Annotated in this window: 23 protein-coding genes; 7 read left to right on the forward strand and 16 right to left on the reverse strand. The window is 65.2% G+C overall.

Going from position 1 to position 26,967, the window contains the following annotated elements; all coding sequences use genetic code 11:
* The first annotated feature begins 82 nt into the window (after nucleotides 1–82).
* The gene (locus QP457_RS18325) at nucleotides 83–1,303 is read left to right on the forward strand and encodes a multifunctional CCA addition/repair protein (RefSeq protein WP_205406326.1); all 1,221 of its coding nucleotides are present in this window, start codon (nucleotides 83–85) and stop codon (nucleotides 1,301–1,303) included.
* Between the two features lie 144 nt (nucleotides 1,304–1,447).
* On the opposite strand, the gene QP457_RS18330 is transcribed toward QP457_RS18325, so the two are convergent.
* From QP457_RS18330 to QP457_RS18360, 7 genes are all read right to left on the reverse strand, one after another.
* The gene (locus QP457_RS18330; protein ID WP_286040830.1) at nucleotides 1,448–1,936 is read right to left on the reverse strand and encodes a hypothetical protein; all 489 of its coding nucleotides are present in this window, start codon (nucleotides 1,934–1,936) and stop codon (nucleotides 1,448–1,450) included.
* A 320-nt stretch (nucleotides 1,937–2,256) separates the two neighbouring features.
* Nucleotides 2,257–3,672: an AAA family ATPase gene (locus QP457_RS18335; protein WP_205406328.1), complete on the reverse strand. Its 1,416-nt coding sequence runs from the start codon at nucleotides 3,670–3,672 to the stop codon at nucleotides 2,257–2,259.
* Nucleotides 3,673–3,712: 40 nt separating this feature from the next.
* A complete protein-coding gene (locus tag QP457_RS18340; protein ID WP_205406329.1) occupies nucleotides 3,713–4,147 on the reverse strand; it encodes an SseB family protein in 435 nt (144 codons plus the stop codon).
* Nucleotides 4,148–4,234: 87 nt separating this feature from the next.
* On the reverse strand, nucleotides 4,235–4,594 hold the full coding sequence (locus QP457_RS18345; RefSeq protein WP_205406330.1) for a transcriptional regulator: 360 nt from the start codon (nucleotides 4,592–4,594) through the stop codon (nucleotides 4,235–4,237).
* Nucleotides 4,591–4,893 (reverse strand): type II toxin-antitoxin system HigB family toxin, encoded by a 303-nt coding sequence (locus tag QP457_RS18350; protein WP_205406331.1) that lies wholly within the window; start codon nucleotides 4,891–4,893, stop codon nucleotides 4,591–4,593. Before QP457_RS18350 ends, QP457_RS18345 begins: the two co-directional genes overlap by 4 nt.
* 46 nt (nucleotides 4,894–4,939) lie before the next feature.
* Nucleotides 4,940–5,278 (reverse strand): hypothetical protein, encoded by a 339-nt coding sequence (locus QP457_RS18355; protein ID WP_205406332.1) that lies wholly within the window; start codon nucleotides 5,276–5,278, stop codon nucleotides 4,940–4,942.
* Nucleotides 5,279–5,281: 3 nt separating this feature from the next.
* Nucleotides 5,282–6,322, reverse strand: a complete 1,041-nt coding sequence (locus QP457_RS18360) for a S41 family peptidase (protein ID WP_205406333.1) — start codon at nucleotides 6,320–6,322, stop codon at nucleotides 5,282–5,284.
* Nucleotides 6,323–6,694: 372 nt separating this feature from the next.
* On the opposite strand from QP457_RS18360, the gene QP457_RS18365 reads away from it, so the two are divergent.
* On the forward strand, nucleotides 6,695–7,117 hold the full coding sequence (locus QP457_RS18365; protein ID WP_205406334.1) for a hypothetical protein: 423 nt from the start codon (nucleotides 6,695–6,697) through the stop codon (nucleotides 7,115–7,117).
* Nucleotides 7,118–7,254: 137 nt separating this feature from the next.
* Here the strand turns inward: QP457_RS18365 and QP457_RS18370 are convergent, their stop codons facing one another.
* The 6 genes from QP457_RS18370 to QP457_RS18395 all read right to left on the reverse strand — a co-directional run bounded on the left by QP457_RS18370 (nucleotide 7,255) and on the right by QP457_RS18395 (nucleotide 16,374).
* Entirely contained in the window at nucleotides 7,255–10,389 is a 3,135-nt protein-coding gene (locus QP457_RS18370; protein ID WP_205406335.1) for an autotransporter outer membrane beta-barrel domain-containing protein, read from the reverse strand.
* A gap of 331 nt (nucleotides 10,390–10,720) precedes the next feature.
* Nucleotides 10,721–11,788, reverse strand: a complete 1,068-nt coding sequence (locus QP457_RS18375) for a DUF5009 domain-containing protein (RefSeq protein WP_205406336.1) — start codon at nucleotides 11,786–11,788, stop codon at nucleotides 10,721–10,723.
* 2 nt (nucleotides 11,789–11,790) lie between these two features.
* Complete coding sequence (gene nagA, locus QP457_RS18380) at nucleotides 11,791–12,939, reverse strand: N-acetylglucosamine-6-phosphate deacetylase (protein WP_205406337.1); 1,149 nt, start codon at nucleotides 12,937–12,939, stop codon at nucleotides 11,791–11,793.
* Nucleotides 12,939–13,967, reverse strand: coding sequence for an SIS domain-containing protein (locus tag QP457_RS18385; RefSeq protein ID WP_180166025.1), 1,029 nt, complete (start codon nucleotides 13,965–13,967; stop codon nucleotides 12,939–12,941). Before QP457_RS18385 ends, nagA begins: the two co-directional genes overlap by 1 nt.
* 7 nt (nucleotides 13,968–13,974) lie before the next feature.
* Nucleotides 13,975–15,042 carry a LacI family DNA-binding transcriptional regulator gene (locus tag QP457_RS18390; protein WP_099821016.1) on the reverse strand — a complete coding sequence of 356 codons (1,068 nt, stop codon included), beginning with the start codon at nucleotides 15,040–15,042 and terminating at the stop codon, nucleotides 13,975–13,977.
* A gap of 39 nt (nucleotides 15,043–15,081) precedes the next feature.
* Nucleotides 15,082–16,374: a sugar MFS transporter gene (locus QP457_RS18395; protein ID WP_205406338.1), complete on the reverse strand. Its 1,293-nt coding sequence runs from the start codon at nucleotides 16,372–16,374 to the stop codon at nucleotides 15,082–15,084.
* A 385-nt stretch (nucleotides 16,375–16,759) separates the two neighbouring features.
* On the opposite strand from QP457_RS18395, the gene QP457_RS18400 reads away from it, so the two are divergent.
* The 3 genes from QP457_RS18400 to QP457_RS18410 all read left to right on the forward strand — a co-directional run bounded on the left by QP457_RS18400 (nucleotide 16,760) and on the right by QP457_RS18410 (nucleotide 23,050).
* Nucleotides 16,760–17,776 carry a glucokinase family protein gene (locus QP457_RS18400; RefSeq protein ID WP_205406339.1) on the forward strand — a complete coding sequence of 339 codons (1,017 nt, stop codon included), beginning with the start codon at nucleotides 16,760–16,762 and terminating at the stop codon, nucleotides 17,774–17,776.
* Nucleotides 17,777–17,919: 143 nt separating this feature from the next.
* On the forward strand, nucleotides 17,920–20,583 hold the full coding sequence (locus QP457_RS18405) for a TonB-dependent receptor (RefSeq protein WP_205406340.1): 2,664 nt from the start codon (nucleotides 17,920–17,922) through the stop codon (nucleotides 20,581–20,583).
* A 112-nt stretch (nucleotides 20,584–20,695) separates the two neighbouring features.
* On the forward strand, nucleotides 20,696–23,050 hold the full coding sequence (locus QP457_RS18410; protein ID WP_205406341.1) for a family 20 glycosylhydrolase: 2,355 nt from the start codon (nucleotides 20,696–20,698) through the stop codon (nucleotides 23,048–23,050).
* A gap of 143 nt (nucleotides 23,051–23,193) precedes the next feature.
* Here the strand turns inward: QP457_RS18410 and QP457_RS18415 are convergent, their stop codons facing one another.
* Together QP457_RS18415 and QP457_RS18420 are read right to left on the reverse strand one after the other, a co-directional pair.
* Complete coding sequence (locus tag QP457_RS18415; protein ID WP_205406342.1) at nucleotides 23,194–23,586, reverse strand: VanZ family protein; 393 nt, start codon at nucleotides 23,584–23,586, stop codon at nucleotides 23,194–23,196.
* A complete protein-coding gene (locus tag QP457_RS18420) occupies nucleotides 23,583–24,767 on the reverse strand; it encodes an SAM-dependent methyltransferase (RefSeq protein ID WP_205406343.1) in 1,185 nt (394 codons plus the stop codon). Before QP457_RS18420 ends, QP457_RS18415 begins: the two co-directional genes overlap by 4 nt.
* Nucleotides 24,768–24,826: 59 nt before the next feature.
* Between QP457_RS18420 and QP457_RS18425 the strand changes: the two genes are divergently transcribed.
* Nucleotides 24,827–25,564 (forward strand): pteridine reductase, encoded by a 738-nt coding sequence (locus tag QP457_RS18425; protein WP_099820925.1) that lies wholly within the window; start codon nucleotides 24,827–24,829, stop codon nucleotides 25,562–25,564.
* A gap of 33 nt (nucleotides 25,565–25,597) precedes the next feature.
* Here QP457_RS18425 and folK read toward each other — a convergent pair whose 3' ends face one another.
* Nucleotides 25,598–26,098 (reverse strand): 2-amino-4-hydroxy-6-hydroxymethyldihydropteridine diphosphokinase, encoded by a 501-nt coding sequence (gene folK / locus QP457_RS18430; protein ID WP_180166034.1) that lies wholly within the window; start codon nucleotides 26,096–26,098, stop codon nucleotides 25,598–25,600.
* Between the two features lie 93 nt (nucleotides 26,099–26,191).
* Here folK and QP457_RS18435 point away from each other — a divergent pair, with 93 nt between their 5' ends.
* Nucleotides 26,192–26,941, forward strand: a complete 750-nt coding sequence (locus tag QP457_RS18435; RefSeq protein ID WP_205406344.1) for a 20S proteasome subunit A/B — start codon at nucleotides 26,192–26,194, stop codon at nucleotides 26,939–26,941.
* Nucleotides 26,942–26,967: the final 26 nt, after the last annotated feature.

Raw genomic sequence — 26,967 nt, forward strand, 5'->3', positions numbered from 1 at the left:
CGGTAGCGCCGGGCCATGCCCGGCGGACGCCGCGATGTATCCCGCCGGGCATGGCCCGGCGCTACCGTGCCATCATCCCCCCATGAAGATCTATCTTGTCGGCGGCGCCGTGCGCGACCGCCTGTTGCAGCGCCCTGCCGGCGACCGTGACTGGGTCGTCGTCGGCGCCACGCCCGCGCAGATGGAAGCGCAGGGCTTTACGGCCGTGGGCCGCGATTTCCCCGTCTTCCTGCACCCGAAGACCGGTGAGGAATACGCGCTGGCGCGCACCGAACGCAAATCCGGCCGTGGCTACCGCGGCTTCGTGGTCGATGCCGATCCGGCGGTGACGCTGGAAGAAGACCTGCAGCGCCGCGACTTCACCATCAACGCCATCGCCTGCGATGAAGACAGCGGCGCGCTGGTCGACCCCTATGGCGGCGCGCGTGACATCGAGCAGCGCGTGCTGCGCCATGTCGGTCCCGCCTTCGTAGAAGACCCGCTGCGCGTGCTGCGCGCGGCGCGCTTCATGGCCCGCTTCGCCTCGCTCGGCTTCACCGTCGCGCCGGAAACCATGGAACTGATGCGCGAGATTGCCGCCAGCGGCGAGCTCGACGCACTGGTGCCGGAACGTGTGTGGCAGGAGCTGCGCAAGGCACTGGTGTGCGAACGCCCGTCCGCGTTCCTGCGCACCCTGCACGACGCGCACGCGCTGGGCCCGATATTGCCGGAGCTGGAAGCGTTGTACGGCGTGCCGCAGCGCGCGGAATTCCATCCCGAAGTCGATACCGGCATCCACCAGGAAATGGTCAGCGACATGGCCGCGAAGCTGGCCCCCGGCGATGACCTGGTCGGCTTCGCCGCACTGACCCACGACCTCGGCAAGGGCCTGACCCCGCCCGAGGAATGGCCGCGCCACATCATGCACGAACAGCGCGGCATCAACCCGCTGAAAGCACTGTGCGCGCGCCTGAAGATTCCGACCGAGCACCAGCAGTTGGCCGAGGCCGTCTGTCGCGAGCATCTGAACGTGCATCGCATCGACGAGCTGCGCGATGCCACCGTGCTGGAACTGCTGGGCCGCTGCGATGCACTGCGTCGACCGGAACGGGTGGCCCGCATCGCGTTGTGCTGCGAGGCCGACAAGCGCGGCCGGCTGGGTTACGAGGACAGCGACTACCCGCAGGGCGAAACGCTGAAGCGCCTGCACCGGGCGGCGTTGTCCGTGCAGGCGCGTGACCTGGACACCACGCACCTGAAGGGGCCGGCCATTGGCGAGGCGCTGGCCAAGGCGCGTGTACGAGCGATCGCTGCGGCGCGTTGAGCCCGGTCAGTGCGCCATGCCGCGTGTGATCGCCGCGGCGCGCTCACAGACGGGGCCACCAATAAATGGGGAAGAAAAGACATTATCATCCCATTATTAACCAAGCCCAATTGGTAACCGAGCAAATCAAAAATTGAGCATAACTCAGGCACGCCCGTCAACGACCGCGCACGCCACAGCGAGCTTCTCAAGCGCGGACGCGCTTGTCACTGCCGAAATTGACAACTGAAACAGCTCGGCCGCCTTCTTGACGCTCAATCCATAATTACTTGAAATAACAGATATCGCGTGCTTTTTTCCAAACGCCTTAGTTTGATAACCAGTGCGCAACACATCAATCGCCATCCTTAGAGAATCCGCGTGCGAAGCTCTGACCTTAGCGCGGCCGAGGAATTTTATCTCCAGCACCTCCACCCTATCAAGCCTACAAACTCGGATCACAGTAGCGCCTGACGGCGTCAGTCCGGAAAATATGAAATCATCAGACACTTGAATGTGACTTTCGTATTTTGCCAACTGGGGGTGATACCACAGCAGATCTGCAATCTTTGGATAAGATTTTGGCTTTGGCACACTGCGAACCAAGAGTGGATCAAAAGTGCCTTTAAACGTATTGCACTGCTTGCATGCCACCGCTAGATTACGGTAGCTGTACCTAAATTTAGAGTAACCCTTTGTTATCCATCGATCCTCATAAATTCCACTTTTTGAGCGATCATTATCCTTAGACTTGCTTGGACTCTTCGGAAGAATGTGATCTAGCTCCCTGTATCCATTCTCATCCACCTCCAAGGGCATCTGACAATAAGAACACCTATTCTTCTGCTTGGAAAGAAGCACTTTCCTGAACTTCTTTATGGTGTCCGAGTTGGTCGACCATCGACCAGTGCATGAGTCCACATCGCGCAACAGAGCCCGATCAGCCTGACCCCATTTAACAGTAGAGAAGAAGCTCATTTTTTACGCCCCAACTCTTCAACCCGCTTAATGGAACCAATCAAAATATTCTTCATGGGATCAAAATCGGGAAGACTATTAGAGAGAGAACGCAATTTCTTCCGAAGATCACCCATTGCAACCTTGGATATCGGATCATGAGCTGCAATCACCGCGAGAACAGCATTAATCTCCTTCAAAAAGTCTGGCGAACGGCTGGAATCAAGGCCGAAAATTTCGTCATAAACATCCGACGAATTCCAGCCAAAAACATTCAACAAAGGCTGACTCTTGACGACCGAATTCGATCTATCACCACGGGACAAAGTCCTCACCTGCCCCCAATCCGGCGATATCCCCGATGCAATCAATGGCGAATGCGTCGCCGCAACTACCTGCCCCCCGGCATATCCTGAAACTATCTCCCTTAACTCCGGGATGAAACTTCTTTGCCATTTTGGGTGAAGACTATTCTCCGGTTCGTCAACCAAGATGAGGGTCTCCTCTCGAATCTCGAGAGCAAGCCCGCCAAATGTACCGAGCCAGCTCCATTGACCAGAACTAAGATGGTCACCCGATATCCTTACCCCATCGGATTTGCGATTAAACTCGGTGCGGGAAATCTCCAACGCGCCCGACCTCATCAAGAGCTCGAGTAACGCAATAGAAAGACCTCGATCAACCGAAAGAGAACCATCAGAGAAAATAATCTGAGCCGCGCCGCGCTCGATCGACGCCCTCAATTTCGATGCAACTATGGAGAGAGCCCCCGCAGACCCGAATCGACTAAGCGCGCGCCTCAACTCGACCACTTCGGAATTCCGACCCAATCCAGCAGCGCTAAGCTCTTCAATATACTGATGGAGTCCATCCACGAACGACTCTGAATCGATCCTCTGCGCAATTTCAAGATAAATTGCCACCGACGGAACGAGGCCTACAAATGAAAACGCCCGATTCAGATTCTCCGATCGGCCCATCAAATCTGCGCGATTCGCAATCAGCGAGCCAACAAAGCTTCTTTCACTTTGCCCAATCCCGGCCATGCCGTTGCTAGCCCGAGGCCCGATGTAAACAAAAGAATTTGCCGCAGAGATCCGTTTCCGCCGGGACTTGAGATCGGTTGTTCCGACACGAGGGAATCTATCCAGTGGAGTTCCAGAAAGAGCAATCACTCTATGAGGGCGCCGGACAGCGGGCTCAATCCTCCCGACCAGGCCCGATTCGCGAGTTCGCCGTCCCATCGCATGCTCAGCGAGGCACCGAAGCAAAAGACTCTTCTTGCATCCATTCTCCGCAATAAATACGGTAATCCAACCATCCCGGTAGTCACGACGAGAGACAACTTGAAGTCTCCGCTGGAAACCAAAACCTTCCGTGGTTAAAGCAATTATCATTAAAATAAATTCCGACGTTGGGATTCTGATCTCCACCTGTAGAGATCAATGCATTTCTACTTTTTCATCGGTTCAATCAGTGCGCCTTCCCGCGGGTAATGGCCGCAGCACGTTCCTTCAGCTGCGCCACCGCGTCGGGGATCATCTCCATGCCCACGTCCAGGCCTGGGTTCAGCACCAGGCCGACGCCCTCGCCGATGCCCGACAGCAGTGCATGCACCGCGATGGGCATGGCATGGGCGAACTGCGGCAGCTGCTCGTGCCAGATTTCCGCGCGCTCGGGCGCAGTGAACACCGCGAACATCGGCTCGCCGCCTTCGCTGGTCAGCACCAGCGGCGAAATGCTCTCGTCCCAGGCGCCATCTTCACCGATGGCCTTGTCCAGCAGCACGAACACCGGCGCGGTCAGCAGGCCGTCGAGGAACTGCGAGGCCGTGAGGGTTCCGTCCTGAGCCTGCAACAAGCGCACTTCCAGGTCGTTGGCGGGTTCGAACGGCGTTTCGTGGTCCATGGCGGGTTCCGGTACGTGATTGCTGGCTGCAACTTTAGCAGGCCCTGCACAAGGCTACGTACACCCCATCCCGCACCAGGATGAACCTCAGCGGCCGATCAGGCTTTCCGCTGGAATGCCCAGGTTGCGGTGCAGGTTGCGGATCATCTCCAGGGTCAATCCACGCTTGCGATTCAACACCTCATACACGCGGTTGAGCTGGCCAATGGAGGGCACCAGGTCCTTGACGGTCAGACCGCCCTGCTCCATGCGGAAGCGGATTGCCTCGATGGGATCCGGCAGCTCGATTGGGTAATGCTTCGCTTCGTAAGCCTCCACCAAGGTGGCGAGAATCTCGAAGCGGTCGCCTTCTTCACTGTCCAGGGCGGGTTCGTTCTCGAAATAGGCCTCCAGCTCGCGCAACGCGTTCTGGTAGTCATCTTCTGTGCGAATGGGACGAATGTTCATTTTTCCTCCACGGTCGCTACGTCAATCCGGTCGTATTCGGCATGGGTACCGATGAACTTGATGTAGATCATCTGACGCTGATAGGTAACGTCGACAATCAACCTGTGGCTGTTGCCTTTGATGTTGAAAACCACGCGACTGCTACCGATGAAACTCGCACTCGCATAGCAACTGCGGATGTCATGCGGACTCGCCCAGGCGGCGCGCCTCGCTTCGTCGTGCCAAGCCTTCAGCGGCTGCTCGCACTCTGGAAACCTCTCCCAGTAGCGCCTGAGCGTAGACAGCGCGAAGACTCTCACGGCCGCATCCTAGTCCCAATATGGGACATATGCAAATCATGACCCATCAGATGCCTCCGTGTCCCATCCGCCACATCCACCCCGCCACTGCCACTCCGGCCACCACCACCAGCATCACCGGCAGGCCGAAGCGATGCCGCCACGGGATCGGCACCCCGCCCAGCTGCTGGTCCATGCTTTCGGTATCCAGCACCCAGCCGTGCTCGCAGCCGGTGCAGGCCAGCTCGTAGCGGCGCTGGTAGACGAAGCCGAACAGCAGGTCGATGCGCGTCATCTTGTAGCGCAGCTGCGGGGCGAATTCGGTTTCAGTCTGGCAGCGCAGGCAGTGGTGTACTTCGGTGGGGCCGACAATCAGCACCCGTTCCTGTTGGCCGATCAGGATCATGGATCAGCGGCCCTGGCAGGCAGGCTGGGCCAGCAGCCAGGCTTCGGCCGCAGCCACCGTGGCGGCATCGCCGACGGTGGCCTGGTCCGGCGCGATCTTCCGCCCGTCGCCATGTCCATTGCGATCGCGCATGACGCTGGTGGTCAGCACCAGCGCGCTGCCGTCCACCAGCCGGCGCACCACGTTGGCAGTCGATACGCCCGCCGTGGGCTGGCCGAAACTGCGGGTCTGCGCGCGGCCGCGGAACGCCAGAACGGTCGCCTCACCGGAACTTGCGGTGCGCGGGCCGGTCAAGACTGCCACCGGTGCGCCAACAAGGCTGGGTAGATAGCCGGGCTGGCCGAAATCCAGACCCGTCGCCTGCCCCGTGCGCACGCCACTGGCGGTGGTCTGCCACCGTACCGGACCGTCGGCGGTCTCGAATGAGCCCACGTCCTCGACGCCCATTGCCGAGGTGCGCAACAGTGGCGCAACGCCCAGCAGCATGGGCCACATGTTGCCGCCGGTATTGTCGCGCAGGTCGACAATCCAGCCACAGCGCGGCGTGCTGTCCTTTTCACGGATGATGTTCTGCCACCGCACCGCACGCTGGATGTTCTGCTGCTGCAGCTGCGGCGGCGGCGCACTGGGGTCGGCCGCATAGCCCTCGATCAGCACCTGGCCGATACGCGGGTCACGCGCGTGCGTGGCGTCGCTTTCGCTGCGGGCAACGGCGCTGGCATTTTCCCGGGCGAAGCGCTGCACACGCTGCTGCTGTCGTTGCGGGGTCATCCAAGTGCCGTGACCGCCTGAACTGCGGCCGATGGCTTCGGCCAGCACGGTCCGAACCCTGGCGGAATCGCCCTGCGCGTCCTTCAGCCGCGTGCGCGTGGCTGGCCAGTCGACTCTGCTTCGGTACAGCGCCTCGCGCTCAAGCATGTCCAGCAGCTGTGCCTGTGCGGCGGGTGATGGGATCTCGATGGTGTCGGCCGCAGTGGCAGCGGTTGCAGCCAGCAGCGTGGCGATCAAGGCGGCTCGTGCCGGCAGTCCCTTGCTGTTTCGCATCGACATCTCCCTGTCGTTGAATGAAGGCGAAGCATAACGCCTCGGCCGTCGCGCGGCGTGTCGCATCAGGCACATCAGGATCGGACTGCGATTTACAACTTTGCCCATGTCGGCGCGGCGGCAAACGCGCGAAGGTCGCTGTGCCAGCGCCACCTGCGCTGGCCGGGATTGGCGTCCCGAATCAATGAGCAAAGATGACCGATTGCCTCGCTGCAGGCACTCGCGACAATGCAGCACCTGCCGGTCCATGGCGGGCGGTGCGTGGGGACCCTTGGGTCCGTCGGCTTCTTCTTTGCTCTTGACCGGCACGCCAACCCGCACCGCCCGCCACCTTGCATCCCGCAGGTGGCCCAGCCCTGTGAGGTTGTTGCCATGACCGAGCTCTACCCCACCTATCCGCGCCTGCACACACTGCTGGGTGATGCCCTGCCCGACCTGGAGCTGCCCAACGCCACTGCCGAGGCACTGGAAGACGCGCTGACCGAAGCCGATGAAGCCGCTCCCACACCCGCCTTCTTCAAGCGGCTACGCGACGTCACGCGCTGCCACGCCGCCGACGGCGAGCCGTGGACGGAACTGCGCATCACGCCGGCGCGGGCGCGCGATCTGGCCTGCACCTCGCGCTGTCTGCTGGCGTTGTCGGCGCTGGGTGGTGTGTTGCTGGCCACGCAGGCCGCGCGTGAACTGGACGACGCGGAAGCGCAATGCCCGCCGCTGACGGAGGAAGGGTTGCTGCATGCGGTGCAGCTGCTGGCCGATCACGCAGGTACGTTGCTGGGTCGATCGCCGTTGTGATGCAGGTGTGTGGGAATTGATTGAATGCTGCCAAGGCGTGTCGACCAAGGTCGACACCTACCAGAGCGGTGCATGGCGCCCGTTGGATTCGTGCCGACCTGGGTCGGCACCCACCAAAGCCGCCAACGCGGCGGGCGTCACCAATCCGCACGCAGGCCGATGTTGCCTTCGATGATGCGGCGCTTGCCGTTGTCGCTGCCACCGACCTCGCGGGTGTAGTCGGCAACGGCATATGCGCTGATTGTGCGGTTGAAGCGCCCGACCACGCCGACACCCGCTTCCATTGCCCGCGAGCGCTGCGAATTGATGATCGCATCGCTGTCGAACAGGATGCGGTCCTCGCCCGAGCGGCCATGCCAGTAATTCAACTTGAAGTACGGCTGCCAGCCGTTGTCAGCCAGTTGGTAATCACCCGCCAAGCGCAGGCCGACGCGGCCGGTCCAGGCGTTGTCGTTGTCGAAGGAAATGGTGGACACCAGATCGCGCTGGTCATCCAGCGAGGTGCGCTGCCAGATCACCTGCAGTTGCGGCTCCAGCCACCACGATGACTGCCCGAACTGCAGCAGTGGCTTGCCCGCTTCCAGCGACAGCGTGGTGCCGTCGCCCTTGAGGTCGATGCCCAGCCCGCGCGACGAACGCGTGCGGCCGTCGTAACGGCTCTGCATCGCCACTGCGTCGATGTAGCCGCCACTGTTGTCAGTCAACGTCCAGTACAGGCCCACGTGCTTGTCGTCCAACCGGCTCTGGCCGACCAGCACGTTGTCCCAGCCCACGGCCAGGCCGGTGATCCTGCCATCGGCGCGGGTGCGGCCGACGAACACGCCGATCTGGTTGCGATGGTTATCGGCGGCAGCGGCCCAGACGTCCAGGCCCGCCTGCACGCCCATCACGTCGCCATCGAAGCCGGGCCGTGCATCGCCCTTCCAGTGGATCTCGCTGCTCTGCCCCACCAGCCGCCCCCATGCGGTGCGGAACGCGCCCTGGCTGTACAGCAGGCGCTGTTCGCCCTGGCGCTCGTGGAAGGTACCCAGGCTGGCCAGCGAGGTCTCGCGCAGCAGCGGGGGCACAACGGCGTAGGCCGCGGTCTCCAGGCGGTACAGCGGCACCAGGCCGTTCTCGTCCGGCGCGGCGGGTGTTGCTCCCGCGCTGGGCGGCGGCGCACCGATGCCGGGCAGGCTGCCCCCGGCCACCGGCACGTCCGGCACCGGTGGGTCGCTGGGCGGTGCCACGGGCGGCGGTTCCGGCGGCGGCGGCGGTGGCGCGGTCTCACCCGCGGTCAGGTTCGGATCGATGGCACCTTCCGGTGGCGGTGGTGGTGCCGGGGGAATCGGCGGCGGCGGTGCGACCGGCGGTGTCGGCGGCGGCGGTGGAACCACTTCGCCGCCACCGTTCGGCGCGGGGGCCGGCCCGACCGCAAGCGTCGAACGCAGGTACCAGTTCTCGCCGGTGCCGGCGCTGACGCCGCCCTTGAACAGGAAATACTCGTAGGCGCCGGCCGAGACCGGTGCGAACAACGAGAACGCACCGGGCGCCGTGGTGGCACCGTTCAGCGCCTGCACCACCAGGATGCCGTCGACCAGCGTGGCCGCCCCGCTGCCGCCCGCGTTGAGGATGCCGATGCCGGTGCTGCCGGTGGCCGTGCCGCCATCGATCACCAGCCGGTCGCTGGTGGCGTTGTCCGCCGCCAGCACGGTACGCAGGTACAGCCCGCCGCCATCGCCACGGTAGTTGCCGCGCACGGTGAACACATCGCCCGGCGCGGAGCCGGTCAGATCGATGCGCCCGGCGTTGACCACATTGACCAACGCGCTGCCGCTGAATGGACGCACTGCATGCGTCCCGCTGCCTGCATAGATCGTGCTGGTGTCATCCAGGGTAAGTGAACCGGTGCCGCTGACACTGTCACCGAGCACCAGATCACCATCGAAGGTGAGCTCGGTGCTGCTGGCCAGGCTGATCGCTTCCCAGTTCTGGAAACGCGCGACGCCGCTGCCTTTGACGTTGCTGAAGCTGAGACGATCATTGCCGCTGCCGCCGTCGAACAGCGGTACCGCGCCGATGTTGCCCTGGTTGAGGTTGCTCAGCGTGGCCACGTCGTCATCGGGGCCTGCGTCGATGGCGCCGTACACGATGCCGCCGCCGTTCCAGTTGAACGTGTCGTTGCCGGTGCTCAACAGAACTTGGCCACGCACGGTGCCATCGGTGATGGTCACGCTGTCATTGCCGCCGCTGACGCTGATGTTGCCGCCGATATAGGCGGTGCCGGAGATGATGATGGTGTCGGTGTCGAAGCCGGTAACCACGTTGCCGTCGACGGTGCCGCCGGACATGTCCCACAGGTTCTTGTCCAGCTTCATGTTGACCCGGCCGATGCGGCCACCGGTCATCCACGCCTGATCGCCATCTTCGAACGCGCCGACGATGCGGCCACCGCTCATGCGGAAGGTATCGATGTTGTCCCCCTGCTGGAGGGCACCGATGGTGCCGCCGGTCATGACGAAATCATCGCGGCCACTGCCCTGCGTCACCAGTCCGGTGATGGTGCCGCCGTTGACGGTCAGCTGGTCATCGCCATTGCCCTGGTCGAGGCTGTCGAGGGTGCCGCCGTTGAGCAGCAGCACGTCGTTGCCATCGCCCTGCTGCACGGCGCCGCTGATGCTGCCGGCCAGCATCTGCAGGCGATCGTTGCCGGCGCCGAACTGCACGCCGCCGGTGCCGCCGCTGATGCTGCCGCGGTTGACCACGCTGCTGTCGCCTGCACCTTTGAAGGCGATGCCCCAGCCAGCGGCCGCACCGATCTGGCCGTCGTTGACCACGCCGCTGCCCCCCTGCAGATACAGCGCGTACCCCTGTGCCGAGGAAATGCTGCCACTGGCGGCATTGTTGACCGTCACCACGGCATCGGCATTGATGCCTCCGGCGGTGCCGCTGCCGACGGTACCGCTGGCCGCGATGCTGCCCTGGTTGTTGATGGTGCCGCCGGCCGTAGGGGCGACGTAGAGGGCGTTGGCGTTGCTGGTACTCAACTGCGCACCGCTCTGCACGTTCACGGTAACGCCGCTGGCTCCGGCACCCAGGGTGACCGGCGTTGCATCGGGGTTGGGCGCGGCCGCACTGCAGGTGACGGTCTGCCCGGCGACGGGGGCGGATGCATCACACCCCGCCCAAGCTGCCGGGGCGGACAACGCGAGCAACGACGGCGCCGCCAGGATCTGGACCAGGGAAACGGTCAAACGACGCCGGCGGAACCCGGGCGGGACGACAGGGGACATACGGCACTCCTGGGTCGAGGATCAGGAACTGCGGATGCTATGTACGGCGCTGCTGACGCAGTCTGCCACTGCCATGAATGATTTCGATAGGTGAAATTGCAGGCAACCGGTCACGTTTTCGATGTGAAGCCGCGAAGTGCTCACGCGGCCCGCATGTCGATGAATAAGTTCACCATCATTGGCCCGCCAAGAGCATCCACGCATGGCGTGGATAACCCACAAGCCCCAGCCCAGTAGATCCACGCCATGCGTGGATGAGCCCGCAACCCCACCAGCACAGTAGATCCACGCCATGCGTGGATGAGCCGTTCGCTACTACGTTTGCCCGTGCTCAGATCTTCAGATAAATGCGACGTCGGTCCAGCCACCACGCCACACCCCACCACAGCGCGACGAACGCCAACGCCTGCAGCATCGATGCCAGCTCCAGCGCCTGCGGCATCGCCACGGCCAGTTGCTGCCAGACCCATCCCCAGGCGCCGGTCGCCAGCAGGATCACCGACATCACCGAAGCCCCCAGATAGGCAGTGATTGCATTGACGCCGAAGCGCCGGCCCAGCGCCGGCCATCCCTTGCGGTCGATCAGCACGTGACCCAGCCACAACGCCAGCGCGGCCAGGCCCCCGGTCCACAGCACGTAGCTGGGCGTCCACAGCTGCTTGTTGAGCGGCAACACCGTCGTCAGCAGCATGCCGAGCACGGTGGTGATCGCACCCAGCGCCGCCAATGCACCGGCGCGGCCACTGCGCAGCAGGCCGCCGGCCAGCAGGCCCAGCACCGTGCTGGCCAACGCGCCGAGGCTGCTCAGCAATCCTTCCGGGTCATGGCCCAGACCGGTATCGGCCTGCCATTGGTAGATCCATGGCGCGAACAAGGTGGTGTCGAGACGGCTGGCCGGGTTGGTCCAGGGCGCAAGGTCACCCACGCCCAGCAGCAGCGCTGCATACCCCACCAGCAACGCCACTAGCACGGCCGCCTGCACGCGCGGACGCGCATACACCGCCAGCACGCCCACCACTGCCGCGCACAGCGCGATGCGCTGCAGCACACCCCATATGCGGAAGTGGTGCGTATGCAGTGCCCACCACACCAGCAGGTGCAGCAGCACACCGGCTACGGCGATGCGCAGTGCGCGTTCCAGCACGCCACGTGCAAGTGCCAGCCGTGCAGCGGGATCCAGCGCGCGCGGTGCGACGCTGAAGGCCATCGACACGCCCACCAGGAACAGGAAGAACGGGAACACCAGGTCGGTCGGTGTGCAGCCGTGCCATTCGGAATGGCGCAGCGGTGCAAACACCGCACTCCAGTCACCGGGGTTGTTGACCAGCAGCATCGCCGCCACGGTCATGCCGCGCAGGGCGTCGATCGAGCCCAACCGGCGTGGCGGCGTGCTGCTCATCGTCAAGCCGCCTCGTACTGGCCGGCGATCCACGTACCACGCACCTGCAGCGCGTCGTCCAGCAGCACCAGGTCGGCCTGGTAGCCCTCGGCGATGTGACCCAGGCGGTCATCAACATTGAGGAACTGCGCCGGATAGGTCGAGGCCATGCGCGCGGCCTCGGCCAGCGGCTGCCGCAGCAGCTGCACGGTGTTGCGCACGGCGGTGGCCATGTCCAGCGCCGAACCGGCCAGCGAGCCGGCGGCGTTGCGCACTACGCCATCGATGGCAGTGATGGTTTCGCCATACAGCACGTAGCTGGGATCGTCGGCACCGACCGGCGGCATCGCATCGGTCACCAGCAGCAGGCGGCCGCGCGGCTTGGCCGCCAGCGCCACGCGCAGGCTGGCCGGATGCACGTGCACGCCATCGACGATGATGCCGATCCAGCTGTCGCGATCTTCCAGCGCCGCGCCGACTGCGCCGGGCTCGCGCCCCTGCAACGGCGACATCGCGTTGTAAAGATGGGTGAAGCCACGCACGCCAGCATCGAGGCCGGCACGGATCTCTTCATAGGTGCCGGCGGTGTGACCGGCGGCGACGATCACCCCGCGTTCCACCAGCGCGCGGATGGTCTCCAGCGGCACGCGCTCGGGCGCCAGGGTCAGCAGGGTCACGCCGTTGTCCAGCGACGACGCCAGTTCGATCTCTTCCGCGTCCGGCACGCGGAACTTGCTGGCATCGTGCGTGCCTTTACGCGCCGGTGCGATGTACGGTCCTTCCAGGTGGATGCCGATCACGCCCGGCACGCCCTGTGCAATGGCCTCGCGCATCGCACCGATCGCCTCGCGCATCACACCGAGGTCATCGCTGATCAGGGTCGGCAGCATCGCAGTGGTGCCGAAGCGGCGATGCGCACGCGCAATCGTACGCAACGCCTCTACGTCGGGCGTGTTGTTGAACAGCGCGCCGCCACCGCCATTGACCTGCACATCGATGAAGCCGGGCAGCAGCCAGCCGCCCCCCAGGTCCACCTGCTCGTCGGCCGTGCCCAGCTGCGGCGCAGCGTCGGGCAGCAGCGCGCTGATGTGGCCGTCTTCGATGACCACCGCAAGATCATCGCGGAACTCATCGCCGGCAAGCATGCGGGCATTGCGCAGCACGGTTGCCATCACACCGTCTCCGTAACCTTGTTCAGATGCGGCGGCAGGTCCGGGTTGAAGCCGCGGCGCAGCGCCAGTGCATTGATCGCGCGGTAGAAGCTCTGCACGGTCAGCAGCGGCGCGCACAACGGATGCGGCGCAGCGGCGACGGGCAGGTTGCCGCCGGCACCAGCCAGCCACACCTGGGCGCCACGCGCGGTGAATTCTTCAGCCACGGCGCGGGTGCCGGCACCGGTTTCATCAGGCTGGGCGAAGGCCAGCACCGGGAAGCCGCGATCGACCAGCGCCATCGGCCCATGCTTGACCTCGGCCGAGCTGTAGGCCTCGGCGTGCAGGCTGCAGGTTTCCTTGAACTTCAGCGCGGCCTCCTGCGCTGCGCCGAGGCCCAGGCCACGGCCGAGCACGAACAGGTTGTTGGCCTCCACCAGGCCCTCGGTCACTGCGCTCCAGTCGCACTGCCAGGCCTCGCGCATCGCATCGGGCAGCAGGTCCAGGGCATTGCGCAATGCGCTGTCCTGCTTCCAGTACGCCGCCAGCTGCAGCAGCGCGGACAACGAGGCGAGGTAACTCTTGGTCGCCGCCACGCTTTTTTCCACGCCGGCATGCAGCGGGATGACCGTGTCGGCAAGCTGTGCCAGCGGCGAATCCTCGACGTTGACCAGCGCCACCACGCGCGCGCCAGCGGCCTTGGCCGCCTCGGCATTGCGCAGCAGGTCCGGGCTCTTGCCGGACTGCGAGATGACGATGAACAACGCACCGCGCAGCTGCAACGGTGCGGCGTAGACCGAACCCACCGACGGCGAGGCCGAGGCAACGACCAGGCCCAGCTGGGTTTCCAGCAGGTACTTGCCGTAGGTCGCGGCATGGTCGGAGCTGCCACGTGCGCAGGTCACCACGAACGGCGGCGGCGCAGCGCGCAGGCTGGCTGCCAGCGTTTCCATCACGGCATGGTTGCGGGCGAACTGACGGGCAACGACGTCAGCCGCTTCGGCGGCCTCGGCGAACATCAGGGTGGCGGTGGGGTCGGACAGCGACATGGCAGGCTCAGGAAGGATCGGAAGGAAGGGGACGGGCGGCGGCAGGCCGCATCGGTGCGGTCGAGCCGCGCACCACCAGCTGCGGCACGAAGCCCTGGTTGTGCAGCGGCGCCGGCGCATCGTCGTAGGCATCACTGCGCAGCTGCGCGATCAGCAGGCGCGCGGCATGGCGGGCGATGTCTTCGGTGGCCTGCTTGGCGGTGGTCAGCGGCGGCCACGACTGGCGCGAGAACGGGCTGTCCTCGAAGCCGGCGATGGACAGGTCGTAGGGCACGTTCATGCCGGCCGACTTCGCTGCCGCCAGCACGCCGGCGGCGATTTCATCGTTGGAACCGAAGATGGCGGTGGGCGGTTCGCGCAGTGCCAGCAGGCGCCGTGCACCGCGGAAGCCGTCATCGAAGGTGTAGTCGCCCTGCACCACCAGATGCTTGTCCACGGTCATGCCGTAGTCTTTCAGCGCGGCCTCGTAACCGGCGTAGCGCTCGCCCGACGACCGGTGCGAGGTGCCACCCCAGAGGAAGCCGATGCGCTGGTGGCCCAGCTGGATCAGGTGTTCGGTGATTTCGTAGGCGGCTTCGCGGTCGTCGACGAACACGCAGGCGCCATCGGCCGGATCTTCAGTGGCCGCGATGATCCGCACCAGCTTGATGCCCCGCGCAGTGAGCGCCTGGATCAGATCGCGACGTTCGGACATCGGTGCGGTCAGCACCAGCCCGGCCAGGCGCGAGCGCTGCACCCAGTCGGCCAGTTCATCGGCCAGCAGCGGCGAACTGGAATCGCACGGATGGATCTGCAGGCCGAAGCCGGTTTCGCGGCAGGCGGCGAGCACGCCGTTCTGCACGCCGATGATGTGGTACGGGTTCGGGTTGTCGTACACCAGCCCGATCACGAAGGTGGTGCCGCTGCGCAGGTTGCGCGCGGAGGGATCGGGTTCGTAGTCGAGCTCGGCGATGGCACGCAGCACCCGCGCACGGGTGGCCTGCATCACCGAGGGCTCGTTGTTGATCACCCGCGACACCGTCTTCAGCGAGACCTTGGCCTTTTCGGCAACGTCCTTGATGGTCGCTCTGCGCATCGGCTTTTCCTGGGGTTGGCTGCCGTCCATCATCGCCGATCAGCCCTTGTCCTGCGGCAGGCCGACGCGATGGCCGACCACCGAGTAGAACAGGATGTACAAGTAGCACGGCACCATCAGCAGCAGGAACACCAGCTGGAAATCGATGTGCTGCTTGAGCACGGCGAACAGCTGCGGAATGATCGCGCCGCCGGCGATGCCCATCACCAGCAGCGCCGAACCGGTTTCGGTGAAGCGGCCCAGGCCACGGATCGCCAGCGGGAAGATCGCCGGCCACATCATCGCGTTGGCAAAGCCCAGCAGCGCCACGAAGGCGACCGACACATAGCCGTGGGTGAAGAAGGCGCCCAGGCAGAACACCACGCCCAGTACCGCCGAGACGGTCAGGTAGCGCGACTGCGAGACCACCTTCGGGATCAGCAGCAGGCCCACCACGTAGCCCACCAGCATCGCGCCCAGGGTGAGCGAGGTGAACATCTTGGTCTGGTCCAGCGGCAGGTCGAAGCCATGACCGTAGGTACCGATGGCATCACCGGCCATCACTTCCACGCCGACATAGACGAACAGGCACAGCACGCCCAGCCACAGGTGCGGGAACTGGAAGATGCTGCTGCGCTCGGCCTTGCCCGGTGCGCCGGCCGGGGTGGCATTGGCCTCGGAGGCCTTGATTTCAGGCAGCGGCGAGAACAATACCGCGACCGCCAGCACCACCAGCAAGCCGGCCATGGCCAGGTATGGCGCGTGGATCTTGGCCGCGAACTGGTTGAGCAGCGTGGCCTTGGTGGCCGCATCGGCGGCCTGCACCTGAGCGTCGAGGTCACCTATGCCATGCAGCACCAGGGTGCCGATCAATATCGGCGCCAGGATGCCGGCGATCTTGTTGCAGATGCCCATCATCGCGATGCGCCGTGCGGCGGTTTCGATCGGGCCGAGGATGGAGATGTACGGGTTGATCGCGGTCTGCAGCAGTGCCAGTCCACTACCGATCACGAACAGGCCGCCGAGCGCGCCGGGATACCAGCGCTGGGTGGCGAACTCACCGAACAACGCCGCGCCACCGGCCATCACCAGCAGGCTCAGGCTCAGGCCCTTCTTCATGCCCGTGCGGCGCAGGATCCACGATGCCGGCAGGGCCAGGAAGAAGTAGGACAGGTAGAACACCATCAGCACCAGGAAGGCGCCGACCTCGCTGAGCTCGAAGGCGAGTTTGACGAAGGTGATCAACGGGCCGTTGAGCCAGGTGAAGAAGCCGATCAGGAAAAACAGCACGCCGACGATGGCGATGGACGAGGCCACGTTCGGGCGTGCGCTTGCAGCGGGGACGGCTGACATCAGGAAGGCTCCTGCGGCGACGGCCGCAGAACACGGCGTCGGAGAGTGGCTGGGAACAACGTTGTCACATTCTTTCGGTGGACGACGACCGTTTGTCAACTTCCATGCACGGGCCACCACATCGGATGCTGCACTGCGCAAGCCCGCTGCACGGCCATCCGCTGAATGCGCTTCGCCCTTGAAGCCCCTTGCTGCAACGGTTCTGCCATGGTCGCCGCACTCACGCCATGTAAACGTTTACGGCGATCTGCATTCGCTGCGGCGCAGCAACGAAAGTGTCACGAACTCGTTGACATCGTTGTCAACGCGGTTACAGACTCCGCCCCAATCGCCGGCTTCATCGTTGCCCTTCCCGGGGCCGGCCCCACCTGCTGCAGGAGCCCGCGTGACCGCCAGCCATCCCGCCCCGGCCCATGTCCTGTCCCGCGTCGCGCCCTCGTTCCTGGCTGCCGACGTTGGCGGCACCCATGTGCGTGTCGCCCGAGTCCAGGCCAGCGGCGACGATGCCCATCCGGTGCAGGTGCTCGATTACCGCAAGTACCGCAACGCCGACCACGCCGGGCTCAGCGCGATCCTCGCCGACTTCCTGGCCGAAGGCCCGCGCCCGTCGCACTGCGTGGTCGCCACCGCCGGCTATGCCCGCGAAGACGGCACGGTGATCACCGCCAACGTGCCCTGGCCGTTGTCGGCGCGGCAGATCGAGGTCGACGTCGGCCTGCAGCGGGTGCACATCGTCAACGACTTCGAAGCCGTGGCCTATGCCGCCGCACAGGTCGATGCCAGTGGCGTGCTGCACCTGTGTGGCCCGGACAGTGCAGCGCGCGGCCCGACCCTGGTGGTCGGCCCCGGCACCGGCTTGGGCGCAGCGCTGTGGATTCCCACGGCCAACGGCCCGGTGGTGCTGGCTACCGAAGCCGGCCAGCCGACCCTGGCCGCCAGCACCGAACTGGAAATGGCGATCGTCCGCCACATGCAGCGCGACCGCGCGCATGTATCGATCGAACATGCGATCTCCGGCCCCGGCCTGATGAACCTGTACCGCGCGATCTGCGCGCTGCAGGACCAGGCACCGGCGCTGGCCAGCCCCGATGCGGTCACCGCTGCGGCAATGGCCGGTAGCGATCCGCTGGCTCGGCAGGCGCTGGATGTGTTCTGCGGCCTGCTCGGCAGCACCATCGGCGACATGGCCCTGTTCTATGGCGCCCACGGCGGGGTCTACCTGGCCGGTGGAATCCTGCCGCAGATCCGCGAGTACCTGCGTACCAGCACCTTCGTCGAACGCTACCTGCAGAAGGGGCCGATGGGCGAGGCGCTGGCACGCATCCCGGTGAAGGTGGTCGAACACGGACAGCTGGGCGTGATCGGCGCTGCCAGCTGGTACCTGCTCCACGCCGACGCCTGAACCTGCAAACGGCTTCAACGCAATCGCAGCACGCAGTACGTGGCACGCCAATGCCCGGGACATCGCCGCCGCCCCGCGCACGTCATCGCAACCGCAATCCCATATCGCCGCCGGCATCCAATCGAGTGATGAGGAGAGACATCATGAATACCCGCAAGACCTTGCTTTCGGCCGCCATCGTCAGCTGCATCGCCTTCAGTGCGCACGCGCAGCAGGCCGCCCCGACCGCCACCGATCTGGACACCGTCACCGTTACCGGTATCCGCGGTTCGATGGAAAAGTCGCTGGACACCAAGCGCGAAGCCAATGCGCGCGTGGAAGTGGTCACCGCCGAAGACGTGGGCAAGCTGCCGGCGCACAACGTTGCCGACACCCTGCAGCGCCTGCCGGGCGTCAACATCAGCTCGTCCAGCGCCGATGAAGGCGGCTTCGACGAAGCCGACCGTGTCAGCCTGCGCGGCACCAGCCCCAGCCTCACCCAGACCCTGATCAACGGCCACACCGTCGGTTCGGCCGACTGGTTCGTGCTCAGCCAGGGCAACAACGTCGGTCGCAGCGTCAGCTACTCGCTGCTGCCGTCGGAACTGGTCAGCTCGGTGGAAGTGAACAAGTCCTCGCAGGCCAAGCTGCAGGACGGTGGTACCACCGGTACCGTCAACATCATCACCCGCAAGCCGCTGGAATTCTCCAAGCAGTTCACTGCGGAAGGCTCGATCGGCATGGTGCGTTCGGACCAGGCCAAGTCGAACGACCCGCAGTACTCCGCATTGTTCAACTACAAGAACGACGAAGGTACCTTCGGCGTGATGGTGCAGGGCTTCAGCCAGAAGCGCGAACTGCGCCGTGAAGCGCAGGAAATTCCGGGTGGCTTCTTCAAGATCGGCGCCGACGATCCCGTCGCCAAGACCAACCCGGACCTGATCGGCGTCAACGTTCCCGGCCTGCTGGGTTCGACCCTGTTCGAACAGACCCGTGAACGCAAGGGTGGCCTGGTCTCGCTGCAGTTCAAGCCGACCGACACCCTCACCCTGGGCCTGAATGGTTTCAGCTCCAAGCTGGAAGCCAACAACTACAACCGCAACTTCATGATGTTCGGCAACAGCTTCGCCAAGTCGCAGGCGCCGAATCCGGGCTATGTGGTCAAGGACGGCGTGCTGACCAACGCCACCTACGCGGGCGTGCCGGACACCAATTACGCGGTGTACGACATGATCTACCGCGAGTCGACGGCCAAGTCGAGCTACGTCACCTTCGATGCCGACTGGCAGATCAGCGACAGCCTGACCGCCAAGTTCCAGGCCGGCAGCACCAAGGGCACCGGCGAAACCCCGCGCCAGTACATCGCCGAGGTCACCGTGGGCAGCGGCGGTGGCGCCAGTTGGGCCACGCACGGCAGCGGCTCGCCGATCGACTGGAACGTCGGCGGCGACCTCTCGCCCAATGGCGTCACCAGCTTCGGCACCTGGGGCAACCAGCAGGTCACCGCCGAAGACAAGGAGAAGTGGGCCACGCTCGACTTCAACCAGTACTTCAACGACGGCGGCGTGCTGAGCTCCATCGACTTCGGTCTGCGCTTCGCCGACCACAAGCGCGAAGCGCTGTCGCCGGAGGGTGCAACCCCGGGTGACATCTGGAGCGCGCTGAAGAACGGTGCCACCTCCAACTATCCGAACGGTTTCGCTGGCGATATCGGCGGCACCTTCCCGCGCAACATCTGGTACTTCACCCCGGGTGCGCTGAAGGATGCGGTGACCAACAACTCCACCTGGCTGGCGGGCAACGACGGCCCGACCGGTCGCCACAACTACGGTGCCGAGTGGCAGGTGAAGGAAAAGAACTTCGCCGGCTACGTGCAGGCCAACTTCCGCGGTGACTGGTGGAGCGGCAACGTCGGCCTGCGCTACGTCAACATCAAGCAGGACATCAACACCTACAACGCCGTAAGCAAGGCCGCCGACGCAGATGTCAGCAGCCTGTTCGGCATGTGGGAGAGCGTGGCCTTCCAGAACAAGCGCAACCGCGTGCTGCCCAGCGCCAACATCAAGTTCGACCTGGACGACAACCTCGTGCTGCGCGTGGCTGCTTCGCAGACCCAGACCCTGCCGGACTACTCGGCGCTGGGCGCATCGTCCTACGGTTCGGACCTGAACCGGACCGGCGGTGGCGGCAATCCGAACCTCAAGCCGACCCTGTCCACCAACCTGGATGCGAACCTGGAGTGGTACTTCATGCCGCGCGGCCTGCTGTCGGTCGGCGCTTACCACATGGACCTGAAGGACTACATCGCCTTCGACGTGGTCTCGCGCCAGCTGTACAGCGAACTGACCAACCAGCTTGAGACCTACCAGATCTCCACCCCGATCAATGCCGACGGCAAGGTCACCGGCGTGGAAGTGGCCTACGAGCAGCCGATCGGCGAGTACTTCGGCGTCAACGCCAACTACACCTACGCCAACGGCACGACCGCGCACACCTGGTCCGATGGTTCGCACAACCTGCTGGGCACCTCGAAGAACACCTACAACGTGGGCGCATACTTCGAGAACGAGCGCTTCGGTGCACGGGTCAGCTACACCCACCGTTCGTCGTTCCTGATCAGCCTGTCGGGCACCAACCCGTACTACCAGGATGACTTCGGCACGCTGTCGGCGTCGCTGAGCTTCAAGGCCACCGACTGGCTGAGCATCAGCCTGGATGGCCTGAACCTCAACAACCCGACCTACAAGTACTACCAGACCGCGGCCATTCCGACCTCGTTCTACAGCAACGGTCGCCAGTACTACCTGAACTTCCGCTTCAAGTACTGATCCAGCGGCAGCTTCATCGCCGAGTCGTGCACGCACGCCGGGCCTGGGTCATTCCGGGCCCGGCGTTTTTCATGTATAGCGAACATCGCACCCGATCCAAGGAGTCCTTCCGATGACGAAGCCCACCCGCGCCAGCATGCGCAGCCTTCTGCTGCTGGGCAGCCTGCTGGCCGCCCTGCCCGTGCTGCCGGCACTGGCCGCCGATGCCCCGGCACTCGATACCGGCCCCGGCCCGCAGCTGCGCGCCGGCAGCCTGATGCTGATTCCCGCACCGGCCAACGTGCAGCGCGGCAACGGTGCGGGCATCACCGTCGGCGCGGGCACCGTGCTGCATGCCGATGGCGAAGCCGCACAGCGCGTCGCTGCACAGTTCGCCGACCTGCTGGCACGCAGTGGTGGGCCGCGCCTGGTAGTGGCCAACGGCAAGGCCGCCGCCAAGGCGGGCAGCATCCGCTTCCAGATCGTGCCGACCTTCCGCGACAGTGGCGAGGGCTACACGCTGGAAAGCACCGCGGAGGGTGTGGTGGTGCAGGCCGGCAACGAGACCGGCCTGTTCTACGGCGCCACCACCCTGGCCCAGCTCGCCACCGGCGGCAGCAACGGCGTGCTGCCGGCTGTGCAGATCCAGGATGCGCCGCGTTTCAGCTGGCGTGGCTTCATGCTCGACTCGGCGCGGCACTTCCAGAGCCTGGACGAGATCAAGCGCGTGCTCGATGCGATGGCCGCGCACAAGCTCAACACGTTCCATTGGCACCTGACCGACGACCAGGGCTGGCGCATGGAGATCAAGCGCTACCCGAAGCTGACCGGCGTCGGCAGCTGCCGCCTGCCGGCCGGTGACGGCGGCATCGATCCGGTCAGCGGCAAGGAGCATCCGTACTGCGGCTTCTACACGCAGGATCAGATCCGCGAAGTGATCGCCTACGCCGCCAAGCTGCACATCCAGGTGATTCCGGAGATCGATGTCCCCGGCCACGCCACGGCGGCGATCGCCGCTTATCCGGAACTGGGCACGATCGACGCGCCACTGAAGCCGTTGAGCGAATGGGGCGTGTTCCCGAACCTGTTCAACGTCGAGGACGGCACCGTCACCTTCCTGGAAAACGTGCTGGAAGAAGTCATCGCCCTGTTCCCTGCCAAGTACGTGCACGTAGGTGGCGACGAGGCAGTGAAGGACCAGTGGGAGGCCTCAAAGCAGGTGCAGCAGCGTATGCGCGCGCTCGGCATCAAGGATGAGATGGCCATGCAGAGCCACATCATCAAGCGCCTGGAAACCTTCCTGGAAGAACACGACCGTCGCCTCATCGGCTGGGACGAAATCCTTGAAGGCGGCCTGCCGCCGCAGGCCACGGTGATGTCCTGGCGCGGTACCGAGGGTGGGCTGGCCGCGGCCAGCGCGGGCCACGATGTGGTGATGTCGCCTGTCAGCCACCTGTACCTGGATTACCTGCAGACCGCCTCGCCGAACGAGCCGCCGGGCCGGCCGACGCAGGTGAACCTGGCCAAGCTCTACAACTACGAACCGGTGCCGGCCGAACTGGCAGCCGACAAGCGCGGTCACATCCTCGGCCTGCAGGCGAACATGTTCACCGAGCACACGCGCACCTACGCGCGTCTGCAGCACAACCTGTTCCCGCGACTGGCCGCCGTGGCCGAGACTGGCTGGAGCACGCCGGAGCATCGTGATTTCCGCGACTTCCTGGCCCGTCTGCCCTCGCAGCTGCAGCGCTATCGGGCCTGGGGACTGGCGTATGCACAGACGCCGTTTGAAGTGGGCGTGGCCTACACCGATGACCGCGCGGCGAACACGGTGACCGTGTCGCTGGCCAATCCGCTGGGCTATGAAGTGCGCTACAGCAAAGACGGAAAGCCGGTGACCGCGCAGTCGCCGCTGTACCAGCAGCCGCTGACGTCCTCGCTGCCGGCGACGGTGCAGGCGGCTGCGTTCTACCAGGGCCAGCCGCTGGCCGCTACGCCGACGGTGACGTCGTACACCGCGCAGTCGCTGCTGTCGCGGCACAGCGAAGAACTGCGCAGCTGCGTGGGCGAGAAGGGTCTGGTACTGCGCCTGGAAGATGATGGTCCGCGCGAAGGTGCGCGTGCGGTGTTCACCGTCGACATCTTCCAGCCGTGCTGGCGTTGGCCGCAGGCACAGCTCGATGGCATCGGCAGCGTGGAAGTGCGTGCGGGCCGCATTCCGTACTACTTCCAGCTGGCCCACGACGAGCCGAAGCGTCGCTTCGAAAAGGCCCGGAGCGCGCACGGCGAAATGCTGATCCGCCGCGGTGACTGCACGGGCAAGGTGCTGGCACAGGTGCCGCTGCCGGCGCAGACCGATGCCGATGGCTTCGTCAGCCTGCGCGCAGCGCTGCCGAAGGGCACCTCGGGCACGGGCGATCTGTGCATCAACTTCACCGGCGACACGCGCCCGGCGATGTGGGTGCTGGATGAGGTGACGCTCCGGTAGCTGCCAACCTTGGTTGGCGCTTTGCGGCCGGATCCACGCATGGCGTGGATCTACTGGTGGCTGCCAACCCTGGTTGGCGCCGGGAAGATTCATCCACGCGTGGCGTGGATCTACTGGTAGGTGCCAACCTTGGTTGGCACGCCTTACCCCCGCCAGCGCAGCAGGATGTCGCGCAGCGGGGTCAATGCGGTGGCCATCCCCACCAACACGCCTATGGTGTTGGCCACCGCATCCATCGGATCGGCCATGCGATTGCTGGTCAACGCGCCCTGCGCAAATTCGATGCCGATGCCCATCAGCACCAGGCCAGCCCCCACCCACAGCAGTGGGCGGCCACGCCGGAACAACTGCACCGCGCTGCCGGCCAGGATGAAATAGGCCAGGAAATGCTCGCCCTTGTCGCTGTTTTCCGGCAGCGGAATCGGCGGCGGCGGAATCAGGCAGACCACGATCACCGTCAGCACCGCCAACACCCACAGCGCGCTCCACAGGCGTGGCCGCCGCAGCGGCTTGATCACCGGCAACGCTGCACTCACAGGCGCCAGCTCAGGTCGCCCAGTTCGAAGGCCGGTTCGAAATCAACGTCGCGCTGCAGGCCAATGGCCTGGAACCGCTCGCCCATCTCGGTCGGCAGGGTCAGCTTCTTCACCTGGTCGCGCAGCTGGATGCGGCCCACTTCATCGGTGCGCTCCTCGGCCAGGGTCAGTACCTGGTCCAGGCCGTTGCCGAGCAGGAAACTGGCCTGGCTGCAGTAGCCGGCCAGGTCGAAACCGCCGTGCAGGCCGGCCTCGGCCATGGCAGTGAAATCGACCGATGCGGTGATGTCCTGCAGGCCCGGCCAACGATGGATCTCGTTGTGCACGTGGTGGCGGTAGAACGCGCGTACGGTGCCATCATCGCGCTCTTCCTGGTAGAACTCGCCCCGGTTGTAGCCGTAATCCACGAACAGCATCGCGCCACGGCGCAGGCCGCCGGCCACTGCCTGCAACCAATACGGCAGCTGCGGCAGCACCTCGGAACGGTAGCCGTCGGCAAAGGGCTTTTCCAGGTAGCGTTCGAGGTGGCGCACCGCGCCGTTGAGCAGCAGGTCGGCCGGCTGCGCGCCACGGATGAAGTTGCCCTGCCCGTCCAGTTCGACGGTTTCCTCGTACACCTCGCCGTCCTTGATGAGGAAGCGCGGTGTCGGCAGCGCATCGATCACCTCGTTGGCGAACACCACGCCGTCCCAGTCGTCCTCGAACGGGCGATCAAGCCACTCCACCCGGCTGGCCAGCTCAGGCGGCAGGTTCTGCTGCAGGCGCTCCTGCTGGCGCTGGCGCAGGTCCGCACTGGGTTCAAGGATCGCGTAGCGGGCCGGCAGCGCGTCCAGCTCGGCCAGGCGCAGCAGCACCGCCTCGGCGAAGGCACCGGTGCCGCCGCCCAGTTCCAGCATCCGTGCCTGCGCATCGAGCTGGCCGAACACCGGCGCCAGCGCATTGGCTACGCTGCCGGCGAACAGGCTGCCCAGCTCGGGTGCGGTGGTGAAATCGCCGCTGCCGCCGAATTTGCTGGCGCCGGCGCTGTAGTAACCCCAGCCCGGCGTGTACAGGCACAGCTCCATGAAGCGGGAGAACGGCATCGCCCCGCCCTGTGCGAGGATCTCGGCGCGCAGTGCGGCGGCCAGTTGATCGCTGTGGGCCAGGGCATCGGCTTCGGGCAGGGGGAAGGTAGGCTGCATGGCGTCTTCGAATGCGGTGACAATGGTGCACAGGATAGCCGAGCCTTGGAGGACCCTCGATGAGTGACACCGCCCCCGTGGCCCTGATCACCGGCAGCGCGCGCCGGATCGGCGCGGCCATCGCCCGCCAGTTCCACGCCTGTGGCTGGTCGGTGGTGCTGCACGCCCATACCTCCAGCGCCGAACTGCAGCAGGCCGCCTTCAACCTGGACAACGAGCGCCCCGGCAGCGTGCTGGCGTTGCAGGCCGACCTGCGCGACGCCGACGCCCTGGCCGATCTGGTCGAGCAGGCGGTGACCCACTTCGGCCGCCTCGATGCGCTGGTCAACAACGCCTCCAACTTTTTCCCTACCCCGCTCGGTCAGGTCACCGCCGAGGCGATGGACGAGCTGTACGCGGTCAACGCGCGCGCGCCGCTGCTGCTGGCCCAGGCCGCCGCGCCGTACCTGCGCCGCCAGCACGGCTGCATCGTCAACCTGACCGACCTGCACGGCACCGACCCGATGCCCAACCACATCGCCTACACGATGGCCAAGGCCGCGCTGGAGATGGCGACCCGCTCGCTGGCGCTGGAACTGGCGCCGAAGGTGCGGGTGAATGCAGTGGCGCCCGGTGCGATCCTGTGGCCGGAACAGGGCAAGGACGATTTCGCCCGCGAGGCGCTGCTGGCACGCACGCCGCTGGCGCGGATCGGCACGGTCGAGGAAATCGCCGAAGCGGTGTACTGGCTGGCGGCCGAGGCCAGCTTCGTCACCGGTCACACCCTGCGTGTGGATGGTGGGCGTACGGTGAGTTGATCGTTCAGCCACCCATGGGGTGGCTGCGTCGGGTCAATCCAGCGCGTCGGGGTCCAGCTCGACCGTCTCGAACGCTTCGCCATACTGCTTGTGTGCGCGCCACAACGTGGCCAAGTCCAGGCCGCTGACCGGATCGATGAAATCCGGGGCGATATCAGCCAGCGGCTTCAGCACGAAGGCATGTTTCAGTTCCGGGCGCGGAATGCGCAGATGGCCGGGGCCTTCCACCACCAGGTCGCCATAGAACACCACGTCGACATCCAGGGTCCGGTCGGAGAAACGCGGACCGCTGCGATCACGACCGTGCGCATCTTCCAGCGCATGCAGCCAGTCATCCAGTTCCTGCAGCGGCAGCTCGGTCTCGATGGCAACGCCATTGTTGAGGAAGGCCGGACCCTCGAAACCGACGGCGGCGGTACGGTAGGCGGCAGACACCTGCAGCGCACCAAAGCGCTCGCGCAGGGCCGCCACCGCAGCGTGGAGGTAGCGGCGGGGGTGGACGTTGCTGCCCAGGCTCAGGAGCACGGTGGTCATGCGGTTCCGGTGACGGCAATCAGGTGGAGCGCGGGCATGCCATCGTCACAACGGCCTGCCTACAATCCGGGACGCATATGATAGGGCACCGACATGACCTATTGCGTTGGAATCGAGGTGGACGAGGGCCTGGTCTTCGCCGCCGACACCCGCACCAATGCCGCGTTGGACGATGTCCGCGTGCACCGCAAACTGCACGTGTTCGAATACCCCGGCCAGGCCGCCTACGTGGTGATGGCGGCCGGCAACCTGGCCACGACGCAGTTGCTGGTGTCACGGCTGAAGCGCGATGCCGACGAGCGGCGCACACCGAACCTGCGCGACATGGCCCATCTGTTCGAGGCTGCGGCCTACGTCGGCTCCCTGCTGGTGGACAGCCAGGTGCAGAACCAGCACACCGAACACGGCCATGACGGGGTGAACACCCAGGCGACGCTGATCTTCGGCGGGCAGATTGCCGGCGAACAGCCTGGCCTGTACATGGTCTACCCGCTGGGCAACGCCATCGCTGCCTCGCCGGAAACGCCCTATCTGCAGATCGGTGAATCCAAGTACGGCAAGCCGATCCTGGACCGCATCCTGACCCCATCCACGCATCTGGAAGACGCCGCACGCACGGCAATCGTTTCGCTCGATTCGACCATCCGGTCCAACCTGTCGGTGGGCCTGCCGGTGGATATGGCGCTGCTGCGGGCCGGCGAACTGCGGATCAGCCAGCAGCTGCGGCTGGGCGCCGATTCAGCGCTATACGCCGACATCCATCAGAACTGGTCGCGGCGGCTGGAACAGGCGGTGGAAAGCCTGCCACGGTTTCCGTGGGAAACGACGGATCGCCCGGGCTGAAACGCCGCCGCTGCACACCTGTAGAG

Source organism: Stenotrophomonas sp. As-7 (assembly GCF_030291015.1).
Classification (GTDB): domain Bacteria; phylum Pseudomonadota; class Gammaproteobacteria; order Xanthomonadales; family Xanthomonadaceae; genus Stenotrophomonas; species Stenotrophomonas lactitubi.